General features: G+C 71.1%; 14 protein-coding genes. 5 read left to right on the top strand and 9 right to left on the bottom strand.

The genetic code is table 11. The features are described from left to right. Positions 1-37 precede the first annotated feature (37 nt). The 3 genes from Q0Z83_RS10530 to Q0Z83_RS10520 form a co-directional block, all read right to left on the bottom strand. Positions 38-1,432, bottom strand: a complete 1,395-nt coding sequence (locus Q0Z83_RS10530; protein ID WP_317793663.1) for a M1 family metallopeptidase — start codon at positions 1,430-1,432, stop codon at positions 38-40. Further along, positions 1,378-5,277, bottom strand: coding sequence for a Pls/PosA family non-ribosomal peptide synthetase (locus tag Q0Z83_RS10525; RefSeq protein WP_378079053.1), 3,900 nt, complete (start codon positions 5,275-5,277; stop codon positions 1,378-1,380). The genes Q0Z83_RS10530 and Q0Z83_RS10525 overlap by 55 nt, the downstream gene beginning before the upstream one ends. 201 nt (positions 5,278-5,478) lie before the next feature. Further along, a complete protein-coding gene (locus Q0Z83_RS10520; RefSeq protein ID WP_317797061.1) occupies positions 5,479-7,077 on the bottom strand; it encodes a tetratricopeptide repeat-containing diguanylate cyclase in 1,599 nt (532 codons plus the stop codon). A 115-nt stretch (positions 7,078-7,192) separates the two neighbouring features. Between Q0Z83_RS10520 and Q0Z83_RS10515 the strand changes: the two genes are divergently transcribed. Further along, the gene (locus Q0Z83_RS10515; protein ID WP_317793662.1) at positions 7,193-7,999 is read left to right on the top strand and encodes a hypothetical protein; all 807 of its coding nucleotides are present in this window, start codon (positions 7,193-7,195) and stop codon (positions 7,997-7,999) included. On the opposite strand, the gene Q0Z83_RS10510 is transcribed toward Q0Z83_RS10515, so the two are convergent. Genes Q0Z83_RS10510 through Q0Z83_RS10500 form a run of 3 tightly spaced genes read right to left on the bottom strand, consistent with a single transcriptional unit; the run spans position 7,983 to position 9,767 of the window. Then, complete coding sequence (locus Q0Z83_RS10510) at positions 7,983-8,708, bottom strand: AAA family ATPase (protein WP_317793661.1); 726 nt, start codon at positions 8,706-8,708, stop codon at positions 7,983-7,985. The two genes, Q0Z83_RS10515 and Q0Z83_RS10510, sit on opposite strands and share 17 nt — an antisense overlap. A gap of 29 nt (positions 8,709-8,737) precedes the next feature. Continuing rightward, positions 8,738-9,190: a nuclear transport factor 2 family protein gene (locus Q0Z83_RS10505; RefSeq protein ID WP_317793660.1), complete on the bottom strand. Its 453-nt coding sequence runs from the start codon at positions 9,188-9,190 to the stop codon at positions 8,738-8,740. A gap of 19 nt (positions 9,191-9,209) precedes the next feature. Next, on the bottom strand, positions 9,210-9,767 hold the full coding sequence (locus Q0Z83_RS10500) for a hypothetical protein (protein WP_317793659.1): 558 nt from the start codon (positions 9,765-9,767) through the stop codon (positions 9,210-9,212). A gap of 148 nt (positions 9,768-9,915) precedes the next feature. On the opposite strand from Q0Z83_RS10500, the gene Q0Z83_RS10495 reads away from it, so the two are divergent. Continuing rightward, complete coding sequence (locus Q0Z83_RS10495; RefSeq protein ID WP_317793658.1) at positions 9,916-10,368, top strand: hypothetical protein; 453 nt, start codon at positions 9,916-9,918, stop codon at positions 10,366-10,368. An 83-nt stretch (positions 10,369-10,451) separates the two neighbouring features. On the opposite strand, the gene Q0Z83_RS10490 is transcribed toward Q0Z83_RS10495, so the two are convergent. Next, positions 10,452-11,057 carry a TetR/AcrR family transcriptional regulator gene (locus tag Q0Z83_RS10490; protein ID WP_317793657.1) on the bottom strand — a complete coding sequence of 202 codons (606 nt, stop codon included), beginning with the start codon at positions 11,055-11,057 and terminating at the stop codon, positions 10,452-10,454. 23 nt (positions 11,058-11,080) lie between these two features. Beyond that, entirely contained in the window at positions 11,081-12,655 is a 1,575-nt protein-coding gene (locus tag Q0Z83_RS10485) for an MFS transporter (protein ID WP_317793656.1), read from the bottom strand. 153 nt (positions 12,656-12,808) lie between these two features. On the opposite strand from Q0Z83_RS10485, the gene Q0Z83_RS10480 reads away from it, so the two are divergent. Then, positions 12,809-13,882 carry a flavin-containing monooxygenase gene (locus tag Q0Z83_RS10480; protein ID WP_317793655.1) on the top strand — a complete coding sequence of 358 codons (1,074 nt, stop codon included), beginning with the start codon at positions 12,809-12,811 and terminating at the stop codon, positions 13,880-13,882. A 52-nt stretch (positions 13,883-13,934) separates the two neighbouring features. Beyond that, a complete protein-coding gene (locus tag Q0Z83_RS10475; protein ID WP_317793654.1) occupies positions 13,935-16,076 on the top strand; it encodes a substrate-binding and GGDEF domain-containing protein in 2,142 nt (713 codons plus the stop codon). Here Q0Z83_RS10475 and Q0Z83_RS10470 read toward each other — a convergent pair. Next, a complete protein-coding gene (locus Q0Z83_RS10470) occupies positions 16,057-16,635 on the bottom strand; it encodes a hypothetical protein (RefSeq protein ID WP_317793653.1) in 579 nt (192 codons plus the stop codon). The genes Q0Z83_RS10475 and Q0Z83_RS10470 overlap by 20 nt on opposite strands. A gap of 179 nt (positions 16,636-16,814) precedes the next feature. On the opposite strand from Q0Z83_RS10470, the gene Q0Z83_RS10465 reads away from it, so the two are divergent. After that, the gene (locus tag Q0Z83_RS10465; protein WP_317793652.1) at positions 16,815-17,786 is read left to right on the top strand and encodes a pectinesterase family protein; all 972 of its coding nucleotides are present in this window, start codon (positions 16,815-16,817) and stop codon (positions 17,784-17,786) included. The last annotated feature ends 5 nt before the right edge of the window (positions 17,787-17,791 follow it).

Here is a 17,791-nt window from a genome sequence, read left to right as displayed (position 1 = left end):
AGGGACCACGGCGGCGGCCGACATGACCGCCGCCAGGTCAGCGGACGACGGGCAGCGGCGGCAGCGCGGGACGATCCAGCCACAACGTGAACAGCCCGTCCAGCGACTCCGTCGAATACCGCGCGGCGTGCTCACGGAACTCGGCGGTCGTCACCGTCCGGTGCCGGTGCTCGGCCACCCAGGACCGCAACAGGGCGAAGAACGCCTGCTCACCGATCTTCGCCCGGAGCGCGTGCAGGGCCAGCGCGCCCCGTTTGTAGACCAGTGGATCGAACATCCGGGTCACCCCCGGATCGCCGATCACCACATCGGCCGGGCGGGAGGCGAGCCAGGCGTGCCACTGCGCCGAGTGGGCGTTCGTCGACGGGCCGCCGGAAGCGCCCGACCACAACCATTCGGCGTACGTGGCGAAGCCCTCGTTGAGCCAGATGTGCCGCCAGTCGGCGACCGTCAGACTGTTACCGAACCACTGATGGGCCAGCTCGTGCACGACCAGCCGCTCGTGGGTGCGCCGCCCGTCGAGGTGGTTGCGGCCGAAGACGGCCATCCCCTGCGCCTCGATCGGGTCGTCCAGGTCGTCGTCGGTGATCACCACGACGTACTCCTTGAACGGGTACGGCCCGAACAGCCGCTGCAACGCCGTCATGATCTCGCCGTGCCGGCCGAAGTCACGCTGGAAGTCACTACGCATCCGCGGGGCGATCGCGGCCCGCTGCGGCACTCCCCCGGAGGCCAGCGTCACCATCTCGTACCGGCCGATCTGAACGCTCATCAGGTACGGGGCGGTCGGCTCCTCCCGCTCGTACACCCAGGTGGTGGTGCCCGACCCACGACGACGCGCCACCAGGTCGCCGGTGACCAGCACGGTGTACGCCGACGCCGCCGTGAACGTGATCAGGAACGGCGCCTTGTCGTCGGTCCGGTCGTTGCACGGGAACCAGGACGGCGCCCCGTTCGGCTGGCTGGCCACCAGCGCCCCGTCGCTCAGCTCGTCCCAGCCGATGTCACCCCAGCGGCCGGACACCGGCGCGGGACGACCCGAATACCTGATCTCGGTCTTGAACGTGGCCCCGTACCCGATCGGGCGCTCGGGTTTGATCCGCAGCTTGCCGCCCCGGTGCTCGAACTTGGCCGCCCGCCCGTCCACCCGCACGTCCCGCACCTGCAGCCGGGCGAGATCCAGACTGAAACGGGACAGCGGCTGCACGGCACGCGCGGTGACGACCGCCCGGCCGGTCAGCCGGTTCTGCACCACCTTGTAATCGAGGTCGAGGTCGTAGTGCAGCACCCGGAACCCGCCGTTGCCACTCTCCGGCAGGTACGGGTCGGTGGACCGTTCGGCGCCCGGTGACGGGCTGAGCGGGATGCCGGGTGGGGTCATACCCGGCGAGTGGCCGCTGCCGGCCAGGTCGCGACCGGGTTGCCGAGCCAACGGCTGTCGTCGGGCACGGCGTCACCACGCGTGACGAGCGAACCGGGACCGACCGTGGTCCGGGCGCCGATGCTCGCGCCGGGCAGCACGATCCCGTGCGGGCCGAGAGTGGCTCCCGCGCCCAGGGTGACCTCATCCATGCTCATGATCCGATCATGGAACAGGTGGGTCTGTACAACACACCCCCGGTTGACGGTCGCCCCATCACCGAGACGGACGAGATCGAACTCGGGCAGCCAGAGGGTCTCCAGCCACACTCCACGACCGATCTTCACACCGAGCGTACGCAGCCACACGTTCAGCAACGGAGTACCGGCGGCCAGCCGGAACAGCCACGGCCCGGCCAACACCTCGACGAACGTGTCGGCCAGCTCGTTACGCCACACGAACGACGTCCACAGCGCCCGCTCACTCACCCGGAACCGGCCGACCAGCAGCCACTTCGCGGCGGTGGCGAGCAGCGCCCCGGTCACCGCGGCGGCGAACAGCACCGGCCCGGCGGCGGCCACCGCGGCCCAGGCACCGGCGGCCCGCCAGATCAGCGTCAGCGCGGTGAGCACCAGCACCGCCAGCGCGCCGGCCAGGATCACCGGGACGACCCGGCACAACTCGACGAGAGCCCGGGCCACCTTCAGGCGGGCCGGCGGGTCGAAGGTACGGCCGGAGTCGGCGGTCTCCACGATCCGGCGCAGCGGCATCGGCGGGGCACCCAGCCAGGACGAACCCTTCTTGGCCTTGTGCGGCGCCGACGACAGCACCCCGACCAGGCCGCGTTTCGGCACACTCCGGCCCGGGGCGGCCATCCCGGAGTTGCCGAGGAAGGCCTGCTTGCCGATCCGGGCCGGAGCCACCCGCAGCCAGCCCTGGTCGAGCTCGTAGGTGGCGACCATGGTGTCGTCGGCCAGGAACGCGTGATCGTCGACGGTCGTCATCGCCGGGACCGCGAGCACCGTGGAGATCTCCGTGCCCCGGCCCACCTTCGCACCGAGCATCCGCAGCCACACCGGCGTGAACAGGCTGGAATAGATCGGGAACAGCGCCACCCGGGCCATCGCCATCAGGTGCTCGGTGGTCCACACCTGCCACGCCACCCGCCCGCGGACGGGGTGGAAACCGGTCCGCAGACCGATACCGAGCAGCCGGACGAAGATCAGGACCAACAGGGCATACCCGATCTGGTACGCGACAGCCGCGGCCGGAACCGCCAGGAGCACGGCCGGCAGCGTCGGTCCGCAGGCGAGCACCCAGCCGAGCAGCGCCAGGGCGGGCAGCGCGGCGGCCACCGGAAGCAGGGCCAGCAGCTGCGCGGTCAGACTGTAGGCGAGCACCCAGGACCGGCCACTGAGCCGGGACCGGGCCGGACGACGCTGCGGCCAGACGGTGGCGCCCTTGCCGTCCACCGGGACGGCGGGGGAACCGGCCCAGCGCTGACCGGCCGGCACCGTCCCGGTCACGGTCGAACCCGCGGAGATCTTCGCGCCCTTGCCGATCCGCGCGCCGGGCATCAGGGTGCTGCGCGCGCCGACCCGGCCGCCCGCCCCGACCCGCACCGAACCGACCCGGACCACGTCGCCGTCGACCCAGTAGCCGGACAGGTCGACCTCCGGCTCGATGGCCGCGCCGCGACCGAGTTTGAGCAGGCCGGTGACCGGCGGAGCGGAGTGCAGGTCGACGTCGCGGCCCAGGCGGGCGCCGAGCAGCTTCGCGTAGGTGGTCATCCAGCCCGCGCCACCGATGCCGGTCGCGCCGGTCAGCTCGGCGAACCGCTCGGCCGCCCACAACCGCAGGTGCACCCCGCCACCACGCGGGTACGCCCCGGGGCCGACCCCGCGCAGCAGCAACCGGGCCCCACCGGCCGCCAGCGCGATCCGCCCGGGTGGGCTGAACAGGACGAGCCAGGACGCGCCGATCCACCACCAGGAGACCGTGGGCGCCAGCGCCACCACCTTGCCCAGGGCGGCCAGGACGGTGAGCCAGCGCAGCCCGACCAGCGCCAGCATCGGCAGCATCAGCAGGAACTGCAGGAACCCGGCGCGGCGCGGCGTGGGCCGTACCTCCCGCCGGGTCGTCGTCTCGGTGGCGAGGGCGCCGAGCACCTTCGCCATCTCGGACAGCCGCGGGTTCTGATAGACGTCGGCCACCGACACCTGCGGATACGACTGCCGAATCCAGGCCACCAACTGCGCCGCGTTCAGGCTGCTGCCGCCGCTGCTGAAGAAGTCCGCGTCCGGGTCGCCCGGGCGGACCCCGAGGATCTCCTCCCAGCCGCCGGCCAACCAGTCCTCGGTCGCGGTGAGCTCACCGGCGCCCGGGGTGCCGACCGCGAGCGGCCAGGGCAGGGCGGCCCGGTCGACCTTGCCGGACGTCCGGGTCGGCAGCGCGTCGACGACCGCGAGCAGCGGCACCAGCGCGGCCGGCAGCTGCTCGCGGATCCGCGCGGTCGCACCGGACATGTCGAAGTCGTCCGCGTCGTGCGGCACGAGATAGCCGACCAGCAGCTGGTTGCCGGCGGCGGTGCGCTTGACCGCGGCGGCCGCGCCGGCCACCCCGGGCAGCGCCTGGAGGGCGGCGTCGATCTCGCCCAGCTCGATCCGGCGGCCACCGAGCTTGACCTGCTCGTCGCCGCGCCCGAGGAACAGCAGCCCCTCCGGCTCGGCGCGGACGATGTCGCCGCTGCGGTAGGCCCGCGCCCAGTCCAGGGCGGGCAGCGGCGCGAACTTCTCGGCGTCCTTGACCGCGTCCAGATAGCGGGCCAGCCCCACACCGCCGATGACCAGCTCACCGGTCTCGCCCATGGCGACCGGCTCGCCGGTGGCGTCGACCACGGCGAGTTCCCAGCCGGCCAGTGGCAGGCCGATCCGCACCGGACCCTCGCCGGTCATCCGGGCGGCGCAGGCCACCACGGTGGCCTCGGTCGGGCCGTAGGTGTTCCACACCTCGCGGCCCTCGACGGCCAGGCGCTCGGCCAGCTCGGGCGGGCACGCCTCGCCCCCGAAGATCAGCAGCCGGACGTCCTCAAGGGCCTCGGCCGGCCACAGCGCGGCCAGCGTCGGCACCGTCGAGACGACGGTGATGCGCCGCTCGGCCAGCCACGGGCCGAGGTCGACGCCGGAGCGGACCAGCGACCGGGCGGCCGGGACCAGGCAGGCGCCGTGCCGCCAGGCCAGCCACATCTCCTCGCACGACGCGTCGAAGGCCACCGACAGACCGGCCAGGACCCGGTCGGCCGGGCCCAGCGGTTCGACGTCGTCGTCGACGAGAAACAGCTGCGCCTCGGCGTCCACGAACGCGGCGGCGGCGCCGTGCGGCACCGCCACCCCCTTCGGGGTGCCGGTGGAGCCGGAGGTGAAGATGATCCAGGCGTCGTCGGCGGGTCCCGGTCGTCCGGTTCCTCCTTCGGGGGTACGCCGTACCGAGACGCTCAGTCCATCACCGAGGACCGCGCACACCCCCGCCTCGGCGAAGACCAGCTCGGCCCGCTCGTCGGGATCGTCGGCGTCCACCGGCACATAGGCGGCACCGGCCGCCAGCACTCCGAGGATCGCCAGGTACAGCTCGGCGGTGCCGGAGGAGATCCGGACACCCACCCGGTCGCCGACGCCGATCCCGTGCCCGCTCAGGGCCGTGCGCAGCGTCTCGACCTCGGCCGCGAGCTGCCGGTAGGTCAGTGTGGTGTCGCCGGTGTCCAGCGCGGGGGCGTCCGGATGCTCGGCCACGGTCGCGTCGAGGACGTCGATCAGAGTGCGACGGATCGGCACCGAGTGGGACCGGAACACCGCCGGCGCCTCGGTCGTGAACTCCAGCTCGGGCAGCTCGATCAGTCGCAGATCGGTCGTCACGGTCACCTAGCGCGCTCCATTCCCCACCCTGGTTCTCCGACGCATCGTGCGCCGGTTCGCCGTCGTGATCGGCTTCGGTCCGCCGTCACGGTCCGTCAGTTCGCTCTCGCGTTCCGCGGCAACATTCGAAACTACGGGTGGCGAACGGGAAATAACGGCCGAATGACCTGGACGTGTCGACTGACACACCGATTACCATCCGAACGGTCAGTCGCCATGTACCCGGTTGCGGCCCCCGCGCTTCGCTTCGTACAGGCGCTGATCGGCCCGGCCCAACGCGTCCGGCAGCGTTCCCGGACCGGCGACCTCGGCCAGGCCGACGCTGATGGTGACCGAGAGACCGGGCTCGATCGACTCCCACGGGTACGCCGCCACACTCGCCCGCAGCAGCTCACACTGCGCCCGCGCGTCCTCGACGCCGGACCCCTGCAGAGCGATCAGGAACTCCTCGCCGCCGAACCGGGCCACCATGTCACGCTCCCCGATCCCGTCGAGCAGGATCGACGCGATCCGCCGCAACACCTCGTCACCGATGAAGTGCCCGAACCTGTCGTTCACCTGCTTGAACAGGTCGACATCGGCCACCGCCACACAGACCGGACCACCGGCCGCGACGATCTTCGGCAGCCGCTCGTCGGCCGACCGCCGGTTCGGCAGGCCGGTCAGCGAGTCCTCGGTCGCCTGCCGCCTGTGCAGTTCCGCCTCCAGCCGGGCGTTCTCCGCCTCCAGGCGCACGTTGTCCAGCTCGAAGTGGTGCGCCGCCATCCGGGCCCGCGCCGCCGCGACCTCGTTGTGCAGCTCGCGCTCCAGATCGTGGAACTCGCGGTAATAGGTCAGCGCCGCGAGATAGTCACCGATCAGCTCATGGGCCCCGGACAACTCCCGGAAGATCTCCATCGCCATCGGCTTCTCGCCCGCCTGCCTGGCCCGGTCCAGGGCCAACAGCAGGCCCTCGATGGCCTCGGCGTGGTCGCCGCGCATCAGCCGCACCCGGGCCTGATGCTGCAACGCCCCGGACTCCACCGTGTGATAGCCGGCCCGGACCGCGATCAGCCGGGACTCCTCGATCAAGCCGGCCGCGGCGTCCAGATCACCGGCCAGCGCCAGCAGCATCCCGTAGTTGTCGAGGCTGATCGCCTCCCGGAACGGGTGCCGGGCCTCCCGGGCCAGCCGCAGCGCCTCGGCCACGTGACCCAGCGCGCCGGTCAGCAGCTCGTCGGCGGCCTCGGACTGGCCACGACCACGGAGCCGGGCCACCTCGTACACCGCGTTGTCACTGACGTTGTTGAGGATGCAGAACCGGGCCTCGGCATCCATCCCGTCGACCATGCTCAGCGCGAGCGTCAGGTACTCGGTGCTCAGCTCGTGATCGCCCATGGCGCCGTGCACCACGCCGGTCCGGTTGTGGACCCAGTAGAGCAGGTCCCGGTCGCCCAACTCCTGCGCGATCTCCCGGGCCGACGCGAGCACACCCAGCGCCTCGTCGTGCATGCCGAGCTCCAGCAGCGGAATGGCCTGGAGGGTGAGCACCTCGCAGAGCCCGACGGTGTCACCGAGGCCCTCCAGCAGCAGCACCGCCCGACGGCAGGCCGCGATCGCCTCCTCCTGCCCGCCGATCCGCATGAGCTGGTTGGCCAGCGAACGCAGCGCCGCGGCCTCACCGGCGTCGTCGTCGGTCGAGACGGCCAGGTCGGCGGCCGCGCGGGCCAGCTCACAACCGGCCCGGTAGTCACCGGACAGCCGCTTCTGCTCGGCCTGCTCCAGCAAGACGTCAACCGTCATGGCGCCGCTGTCGGCTGCGTACACGGTGGTCAAGCCGTCCTCCCTCAGAGCCGGGACCGAGCGGCCACCGATCAGGCACGAGAAATGCATCGACCCGCCCGCCCCGATCATGAGGAGTTGAGGGCGACCAGGATATGCCATGGACGTCGATCCGACTCTGCTCCATCATCAGGCGGTGACCGGCCCCGACCGCTCGTTCTCCCCGTTCTCCCCGCTCTCGCCGCTCTCCCCGTTCTCGCCGTTTTCGCCGTTTTCGCCGGATGAGCGGGCGCTTCTGCGCTGGGTTGCCCCGCGGATGGACGACGCCTTGATCGAGGAGATCGCCGCGGCCGACTACGGTTTCGACATCCCCGGCAATCGGGAGGGGCTGCTCGAACTGGTGCACAGCCCGTGGCTGCCGGACGAACTGATCCAGGACCCGGCCGAGGTGCTGGCCCTGACCAGGTGGTCGACACCGTCCTCGGAACGTGACCGCCTGAAGCGGCTGTTCGCCTGCACGCTGCTGGTCCGCGCGCGGACCGCCGGCGGCAACCCGGTCGACTCCCTCGCCCCGCTCGTCGACTCGGCGTGGGAACTCGGCGAACCCGCCCGTACCGCCGCGGTCCCGTTCTTGGTCTGGTGCCGGATCAACCTGCCCGGTGACTGGCCCGACGACCCGACCGGCCCGATGTTCCTGACCCTGGCGGTGCTGCTGCTGGCCCCGGAGTCGCCGGCCGCCCCGGCGCTGGCGGCCCGGCTGACCGAGGAGTTGGACGCCGTACTCGCCGACCCGGACCTGCCGTGGCGGCGGCGTCCCCGTTCACCTCTTTACATCAGGCGCGACAGTGACTCCTCGGAGACTCGCCGGCTGTGGTCCTCACTGGTCACCCGCTGTCTGCTCGACAACCCGGCGGTCACCGATCCCCGGCTGACCGCCCTGGCCGCCATCCTCAGTCCGGGTCGTTGAGAATGCGGCCCAGGAAGCGTGCCGGGCTCGCCAGGAACGCCCGCGTCAGTACCACCGCGTCGGCCTGGTCGTAGTCGATCCGGGAGATGTCGCCGCCCGCCCCGATCTCGAAGATGGTGGCGTCCGGCGAGGCCAGCAGGATCGGTGAATGCGTGGCGATGATGAACTGGCTGCCCAGTGCCACCAGCTCATTGATCCGCATCAGCAGGGCCAGGCACCCCTGCACCGACAGCGCGGCCTCCGGCTCGTCGAGCAGGTAGAGCCCGCTGGGCCCGAACCGGTGGGTGGCCAGATCCAGGAAGGACTCCCCGTGCGATCGCTCGTGCAGCGAGGTCCCGCCGTACCCGTCGGTCACACCGAGGTTGTCGATCTCCGTGGCGACGTTGTAGAACGTCTCGGCGCGCAGGAAGTAGCCGGTCCGCGGGCGCCGGCCGGGCACCCGCGAGAGCACCAGGTGGTCCCCCAGGCTGGACTCGCTGGCCCGGGTCGCGAAGTTGAACGAGGTGCTGCCACCCTCGGGGTTGAAGCCCGCCGCCACCGCGATGGCCTCCACCAGGGTCGACTTACCCGTCCCGTTGTCGCCGGCCAGGAAGGTGACCGGGGTGGTCAGGCGCAGCTCGCCGCTCTCCCGCAGCGCACGAACCGCCGGCAGGTCGAACGGGTAGGGACCGGCCGGGGTGCGGTTCAGCATGATCGCCTTGAGGAACACCCGGAGAGCCTCGCATGTGAGGCGCGGTCTCAGCCGATCGCCAGGCCCTCCCTTTCGTCGTCCCAGGCCGCGGCGCTGATCCGCCACCCGGCGGAGGTCCGGACGAACTGCAGCGTCTTCATCCCGCGGCCGGTGAAGCCGACACCGTTCTGCACGCCGGCTTTGGCGTATTCGCAGAAATGCTGGGCGATGTCACCGAAGATCTCGGTACGCCCGGACACCTCCCACTCCCGGAAATCGGTCAGCGTGCCGTCGGTGAGTAGTTTCCGCCGTGGCGCGATGAAGCCGTCCACACCGTAGACGACGGGCTCACCGCCACAGGTCCGGATGATCACCGCCTCCGGCAGAAAGACCTGCCGCAGGGCGTCGAGCCGGGCGGCACAGTCCGCACCGGAGGTGAACGCGGCGAAGAACGTCCGCACGATCCCCGCGATCGCGGCCCGATCGTCAGCCATGCCGCCACCCGTCTGCTCCACCGTCACGACGCCACCGTACGAGATCTCAGGCAGGACGGGCCCGTGCCCCGGCCAACTCACGGATCATGAGGACCAACTCGGCCGAGCGGTCATCACGCCGCCGCAGTGCCGTCTTGAGGTGCTCCTGGGCATTGCTGCCGGCGAACTGCATGGTCCTCGCCCGGGCGGGCAGCGTGATCCCCACGTAGCCGACCCTGTCGTCAGTGGTCTCCACCAGGACTCCGTCCCGGGTCAGGCCCCACGAATGCTGTCGCCAGAGCCCGTCGCCGGAAAGCGCGTAGCCGGTTCCGATCGACGCGATCGCCCCGTCGATCCAGAGGGCCGCGACATTGTGATGGCACTCCCCCGGTTCGCCGGCCACGAACTCGACGCGGGCGTCGACTGCGGAACCGTCGGCGAGTAGCGCATCGAGGTCGGATTCCGGAGAGCCCGGAGGGACGACGAGCGCACCACCGAATGTCAGCAGCTTCCGGCACCAGGCACGCCACCGCTGTCCGTAGGCCGCATCGACGCCCGGGTACGAGTCGACACGACTTCGGTAGAGCCCGTGCAGGCGCTCGCGGGTTTCCGGGGGCAGATCCATCGCCGCACCCTACCGCTTCATGATCATCCATAGGTGGGCGAAGCAGCGGCCGACCGGCTATCGACAGAAGTCAGTCCGGCGACGTATTGTGCACGGTCGATGGGAGCGCTCCCATTGCCCACTGCTCCTACGTCCCGGGGGTGCTTTCATGCGCCGTGCCTTCTATGCCCTGCTCACCGGTGGGGCCCTGCTCGCCGCCTCGGCCTGTGGCACCGCTCCGGGCAGCCCCGGCGCGAACACCACGGGCGGCGCCGCACCCACCACCCCGCCCGCGGGACCGGCCTGCGAGGCGTTGGCCAAGGTCTACGACAAGAACATGGGGCCGTACGCCCAGGCGCTGACCCTCCTGGCCGCCGACCCCAAGACGATCGCGCAGGCGCAGCAGTCTCTCGCCGCGTTCGCCACCGCCGTGCAGGACGCCACCAAGGGCAGCGCCGACACCGAGTTGGAGGCGGCCGGCAAACAGGCCGCCAAGCAGATGCACGACAAGTCGACGGACGCGAAGTTCTTCGCGACGATCAAGTCGACCGAGGACGTCTCGAAGGCGATCGGCCCGACCCTGACCGAGTGGCTCGGCCCGGTCCAGAAGCGCTGCAGCTGACGAGTCTCCGAGTTTCACTGATCTGGTGAGGTCGCGCCGCGCGGGCGGCCGCGACCTCACCAGATCGACGCGGGGATCGCCGGCTAACGCGCGGCGGCACCGCGCAGGACCGCGTCGACCAGTTTCTCGGCGAACTGGTCCTCCGGGACCGAGGTCAGCCGCAGCATCGACTGCATCATGCCCGGTGCGGAGAGCATCAGCTGGGTGAGCTCGACATCCAGGTCGGCGCGCAGCTCGCCGGTCTCGATGCCGCGCCGCAGCACCTGCCGGGTCACCTCGCGGCGGGGCTCGACGAAGGCGTGGTACATCCGGGCCAGCTCGGTGTCGCGGTGCAGGTCGGGGAGCAGGCAGGCGGTGACCTTGCTGTAGCGCTGGGCGCGCGGGGTCCGGTTCGCCTTGATCAGGGCGATCAGATCGTCGCGGACCGAGACGCCGGCCGGCTCGGGCAGTGGACCCTTCATCGACCGGACCGCGTCGATCAGCAGGGCGTCCTTGTTGGGCCAGCGACGGTAGATCGTCGCCTTGCCGACGCCCGCCTTCGCGGCCACCGCCTCGATCGAGATCGCCGCCGCGCTCTGCCCGTCGCTCAGCAACCCCAGCACCGCGTCGAGGATGGTCTCGTCGGCCTGGGCGTTGCGCGGCCGGCCAGGAGCCTTACGCTCCTGGCCGGCCGCCGTGCTGCTGCTCATGTGGTTCATTGTTACCGGTGCGTTTACGCGTCGGCCAGTTCCCGGCCCGGTTCCTGCGCGGCGACCGGCGCCGGAGCGGCGGACGGCCGCCGACCGGGCAGCCAGAGCACCGCCACCAGGGCTCCGAGCAGGGCGAACACCGTGGAGCCGACCGAGGCGTAGTGCATCGCCGTGACGAACGCCGCATTCGCGCCGTCGAGCAGGGCGGGCGCGGCCGGACCGGCCTGGCCGGCGACCGCGTAGGCGCCGGCGATGGATTCGCGGGCCGTCTCGGCGGCGGCGTCCGGAAGGCCGGCCGGCGCGGTCAGGTGACTGCGGTAGACCGACGAGACGACCGCGCCGAGGACCGCGACACCGAGTGCACCGCCCAGCTGGCGGATGGTGTTGCTGACGGCCGAGCCGACGCCGGCCTTCTCCCGGGGCAGGCTGGCCATGATCGCCTCGGTGGCCGGCGGCATCACGTTGGCCATGCCCACGCCCTGGACGAAGAACGCCAGCGCGACCAGCGCGATCGGGGTGTCCACGTCGATGAACAGCCAGAGCGCGAGGGCGGCCGAGACGAGCAGCAGGCCGACGGTGCTGACCGCCTTCGGGCCGAACCGCTTGACCATCGAGGAGCTGGCCGGGGCGAAGATGATCTGGCCGAGCGCGAACGGGACGAACAGCGCGCCCGAGGCGAGCGGACCGTATCCGCGGACCATCTGCAGGTAGAAGGCGCCGAAGAACATCGAGCCCATGGCCGCGAAGAAGACCAGGCCGATGATGCCGGTGGAGGCGGAGAACTGGCGGTTCTTGAAGAGCCGGACGTCCAGTGACGGGAACGTGATCCGGCGCTCGTAGAGCACGAAACCGATCATGACGAGCACACCGACGGTGAGGGTGGACCAGGCCTCGGTGGCGCCGAAGCCGTCCTCGCCGCCCTTGATCACGCCGTAGGTGATCAGGGTCAGGCCGACGATCGAGAGCAGCACGCCGAGCGCGTCGATGCGGCCCGGGCGCGGGTCCCGCGACTCCGGCACGAGGATGGCCACCAGGGCGACGCCGATGATCACGATGGGTACGTTGATCAGGAAGACCGAACCCCACCAGAAGTGCTCCAGCAGCACGCCGCCGAGCACCGGTCCGACCGCGACGGCCAGGCCGACCGCGCCGGCCCAGACGCCGATGGCACGCGGGCGTTCGCGCGGGTCGAAGACGTTGGCGATGATCGAGAGGGTGGCCGGCATGACGGCGGCGGCACCGAGACCCATCAGGGCGCGGGCCGCGATCAGCTGGTCCGGTGACGATGCGTAGGCGGAGATCAGCGAGGCGATTCCGAAGACGATCAGACCGACGGTCAGACTGAGGCGGCGGCCGAGGCGGTCGGCCAGGATGCCGGCGGTGAAGAGCAGACCGGCGAAGACCAGGGTGTACGAGTTGATCGCCCACTCGAGTTCACTCTGGGTGGCACCGAGTCCCCGGACCGGGTCGGCGATCGTGCGCATCGCCACGTTGAGGACCGTGTTGTCGAGCACGACCACCAGCAGACTGATGACGAGCACGCCGAGGATGGCCCAGCGCCGGGGATGCCCGGTCTGGGGTTGAACTTGGGTATCCATGTGCGGGTGCCCCCGAAACCTTTTCGAAACGGAACCGTTCCGTTTCACAAAGGAACCTAACCCTCGTCCGGCAATAACGGAACGCCCTCGTATCGAAAGTGTCTCCGGTCACGTCCGGGAATACCCGCCACCGGCCGCAACGTCGAGCAGGTCATGGCGGCGGTAGTGGTCATCGGGGCGGGACAGTCGGGTCTCTCGGCGGGATATCACCTGCAGAGACGTGGTTTCACCAGCGCGCTCGACGACCCGGACGACCCGCATGGCTTCGTCGTCCTGGACGCCGGTCAGGGCCCCGGCGGCGCGTGGAGCCACCGCTGGGAGTCGCTGCGAATGGCCACCGTCAACGGGATCTTCGACCTGCCCCGCTTCCCGAAACCACCGCTCGACCCGGCCGAACCGAGCCGGACAGCGGTGCCACGCTACTTCGCCGACTTCGAGCGCGCGACGGGTTTACCCATTCTGCGGCCGGTGCGTGCGCTGGCCGTACGCCGCGCGGGTCTTGATCTGTCGGTCGAGACCGATCGGGGGACCTGGACCACCCGGGCGGTCATCAACGCCACCGGGACCTGGGACAACCCGGTACGGCCGCACTATCCGGGCCAGGAGACGTTCGCCGGGATCCAGGTGCACACGCGCGACTACGTGTCGGCCGAGCAGTTCGCCGGCCGCCGGGTCGCGGTGGTCGGCGGCGGGATCTCGGCGTTGCAGCAACTGGAGGAGATCTCCCGGGTCGCGACCGTGCACTGGTACACCCGCCGGGAACCGGTCTTCCGGACCGACGGTTTCGAGCCCGAGGTGGCCGGGCGGGAGACGATCGCCAAGGTCGTCGCGGACGTCGAGGCGGGCCGACCCACCGGCAGTGTGGTCTCCTACACCGGGCTGGCCTGGACGCCCTACGCGCTGGCCGCGAAGGCGCGCGGCGCGCTCGAACGACGGCCGATGTTCACCGCCATCGAGCCGTACGGGGTACGCGAGGCGGACGGCTCGTTCACCTCGGTCGACGCGATCCTCTGGGCCACCGGCTTCAAAGCGGCCCTCGGCCACCTCGACCCGCTGGGGCTGCGCAACGAGCACGGCGGCATCCGGATGATCGGGACACAGGTGGCCGCCGAGCCCCGCGTACACCTGATCGGTTTCGGACCCTCGCAGTCGACGGTCGGCGCCAACCGCGCCGGGCGCGACGCCGTCACCGCCATCGCCGCCCGGCTGGCGGCCGCCCCGGCCTGACATCGACCGGGCCGATCCCTCAAGCCGACCCGCCGGCTGCCGATGGCCGGACATGAGTGATGCCGGGGCCCTGGGACTGCTGTCGCCGTTCGTCGGCGGAATCTACTACGGCAGTCTGGTCGCCGGCGTCGCCGCGGGAGCCGAACTCTACGGGCGGCGGCTGGTCGCGATCCAGACGCTGGACGCGGCAGCCGATCTGGCCGTCACCGGCGGTGATCAGGAGTTCGACGCGGCGGTCGCCTGGGAGCACGTGAGTGGATTCATCGCCCTGGCCGACGCCGTCCACCCCGACTATCTGGCCCGCCTGGAGCAGGCCGGCAAGCCGGTGATCCTGGTCGGCCACACGGTCGCCGGACTCGACCGGCCGGCCGTGCTGTCCGACAACGGCGCCGGCATCCGGGCCGTGGTCACCCACCTGGTCCGGGAACACGGATGCCGCCGGATCGCCTTCACCGGCTACCTCGCCGCCTCCGACATCCGCGAGCGCTACGACGCCTACCTCGACGCGCTGGCCGAGCACGGCCTGGAACCGGGTGTCTTCCTGCCGGCCGGCAACAACGTGGAGAGCGGCATCGCCTGGGACACCGACGACCTGCTGCGACTCGGCCGGCCGGACGCGCTGATCGCCGCGACCGACCGCAACGCCATCGCCGCGCTGCAGGTCATCGCGGCCGGCGGCCTGAACTGTCCCGGCGACATCCTGGTCACCGGGTTCGACGACATCGACGAGGCGAGCCTGACGGCCGAGCTGGCCAGCGTCAGCCAGCCGCTGGACGCGATGGGCCGGCGCGCGGTCGACCTGCTGATCCGGCAGATCGACGGCACCGACACGCCGCCGGTCACGCACCTGCTGCCCACCCGGTTCGTCCCGCGCAGCTCCTGCGGATGCACGATGTACGCCGATCAGCTTCCCGAAGTCGCCGTCGACGACGAGCTCCAGCGCCTGGCCGTACGGCTGGCCGGGGTGCTGCCGGCGGCCGGCGCCAACCAGACCGGCCGACCGGCCGAGTGGGCCGCGCGAGCCACCGCGGACGCCCTGCTGGCCGCGGCCGCCGGGGACACCTCCCGGATCGGATCAGCGATCGACCAACTGCAGCCGCTGCTGGCCGGTAGCCCGGATCCGGACGCGCTGCGGGTGATCTGCCGCGCGGTGCAGGAGTACGCGGCCGGGGTACCGGCTGACGACGCGTCCGCCGCGACCCGGGTCGGGTCGGGCGTACAGGCGGTGATGTTGTCGCTCGGCCGGGCCCGCCGGCGCGCCCAGCTCGGCGACAAACTGCACCTGCGCTCGCTGATCAGCGTCAACTACACGCTCAACCGGGCGCTGCTGCACCGCCGCGACGTCGAACCGCAGGATCCGTCATGGCTACGGCTGACCCCGGCCATGGCCGGTTCGATCGCCCTGCGCCGGCCGAACGGCGCCCTGGTCCGGACGCCCGGCTGGCGTCGGCGGCCCGGCCCGGCGATCCCGGCCGGGATGACTCCCGTCGCGTCGTTCCCGCCGGCCGAGCTGCTGGACGCCGCCGAACCCGGTGAGACCGTGTTCGTGGTGCAGGCGAAGGTCGGCGACAGTGACCACGGCTGGCTCGCCCTCGTCGACACCGTGGAGAACCGGGTCGACGACGGCCGGGAGATGGTCAACCAGTGCGCAGCGCTGCTCACCATCGCCCTGGATCTGCGCGCCCAGGAACAGGAGCTGTTGCGGGAGGCGAAGTCGGACCGGCTCACCGGCCTGCCCAACCGTTCCTCGTTCACGGCGTCGCTCGACGCCGCGATCACCCGGCGCCGGGTCGAGAACCGGCCGGCCGTCGTACTCTTCCTCGACCTCGACGGATTCAAGCAGGTCAACGACTCGCTCGGACACCACGTCGGCGACCATCTGCTGGTCTGCGTCGCCGAACGGCTGCGGCACTGTCTGCGCCGGGAGGACGTGGTCGGCCGGTTCGGCGGCGACGAGTTCCTGATCCTGCTGGACGAGGTGGCGCCGGGTGAGGAACTGGACCGCCTGCTCGACCGGATCACGCAGGCGGTCGGCGACCCCTACCGGCTCGGCGAACACACCGTGCACGTCGGCGTCAGCGTCGGCACCGCCGAGTGCGGCCCCGCCTCGACCGCGGAACAACTGCTGCAGGTCGCGGACCGCTCGATGTACCAGGCCAAGGCGGCCCGCCGGATCACCGTCCCGGCCGCCTGAGGACGCGGCCGCTCACCAGGAGCACCGCGCCCGCGGCGAGCAGGAGGAGTCCGAGCCAGGCGGTGGCCGGGCCGGTGACCGGGAGGTTCTGGCGCTTGCCGGTCACCCGGATCGTGCTGACGCCGGTGATCGGGGTCAGGCCGTCGGCGGAGACGGTGATGGTCACCTTGCCGGTGTCGCCGGGCTCGGCGGTCCGGTCGGCTGTCACGTCGACCGGCAGGTACAGCTCGACGGTCTCGCCCTCGAACGTCAGGCCGCGCGGGTCGGTGCAGGTCACCCGGGTCGACGACGGGGTGGTGCAGTCACCGCCGCCCTGTTCGGACGGGGTGATCCGGACGCCGGTCAACCCGGTCAGCCGATAGGCGACCTGGACGCCGGTCAGTGTCGCCTCCTCGATGGACCAGAGACTCGGCCCGAGCGGGTCGATCGAGCTGCCGCCGACCGGCACCTCGATGTCCGGGAAGGCGGCCGAGACCGGTCCGTCCGCGGCGAAGGCCGGGGCGGCGCCCCCGACCAGGACCAGGACCGCCGCCACCGCCAGTACGCTTCGACACCGCATCTGCGCAGCGTAACCAGCGTGCGGCGGCTCACCGGGGGGACACGCCAGTCGTTGATCGACAGCCCGGTGCTGCGATGCGCGTACCCCACCGGAATCACCATTTCTCCGGGAAATCGCCGCAGCGTGCCAGACTGCGGCAGCGAAACGACATATCGACGTCAGTCGATTAGCTTGGTCGCATGTTGCGAAGAATCCCCGGGCTCACCGCCCTCATCGCGCTCGCAGCGGCTCTGCTCGGCGTCTCCCCCACCGCCGCCGAGGCCGCCACCACCCTGACCGTCGCGTCCGACGGCACGGCGACCTACCGGACCGTCCAGGCCGCGGTCAACGCCGTCCCGGCCGGGAACACCAGCCGCGTCACGATCACCATCAAAGCCGGCACCTACCGGGAGAGCGTGGTGATCCCCGCCAACAAGCCGTACATCACCCTGGAAGGGCTCGGCTCCAGCGCCGCGGCCACGGTGATCGTCAACAACAAGCCCGCCTCGACCGCCGGCACCACCGGGTCGGCCACCGTCTACGTGCAGGCCAAGGAGTTCTACGGCAAGAACCTGACGTTCAGCAACGACTACGACGAGGCCGCCAACGGCTCGTCGCAGGCCCTCGCGCTCGCGCTGTACGGCGACCGGGCCCGGCTCGGCAACGTACGGGTGATCGCCGACCAGGACACCCTGCTGATCTACAACAGCGCGCGGGCGTACGTCTGGAGCTCCTACATCGAAGGCACCGTGGACTTCATCTACGGCAACGGCAGCGCGGTGTTCTACGCCTGCCAGATCTACGAGAAGCGCAGCACCGGCGGTTATCTCACGGCGGCCAACACACCGGCCACCCAGACGTACGGCTTCCTGATCTACAAGTCGACGATCACCGGTGCCACGAACAACGTCACCTACCTGGGCCGGCCGTGGGGCGCCGCCGGACAGGTGACCGTCCGCGAGTCCAATCTGAGCGCCACGATCAAGGTCGCCCAGCCGTGGACCGACATGTCCGGCAACTCGTGGAAGAACGCCCGCTTCTACGAATACAAGAACACCGGTGCGGGCGCGACCCTCAACAGCAACCGCACCCAGCTGACCGACGCGCAGGCGGCGAACTACACGCCGCAGAAGTATCTGGCCGGTTCGGACGGCTGGAACCCGGCCGGCTGAGCCGC

Origin of the sequence: Actinoplanes sichuanensis (assembly GCF_033097365.1) — a bacterium.
Lineage (GTDB): Bacteria > Actinomycetota > Actinomycetes > Mycobacteriales > Micromonosporaceae > Actinoplanes > Actinoplanes sichuanensis.
This window is presented reverse-complemented; position numbering and strand designations above follow the sequence as displayed.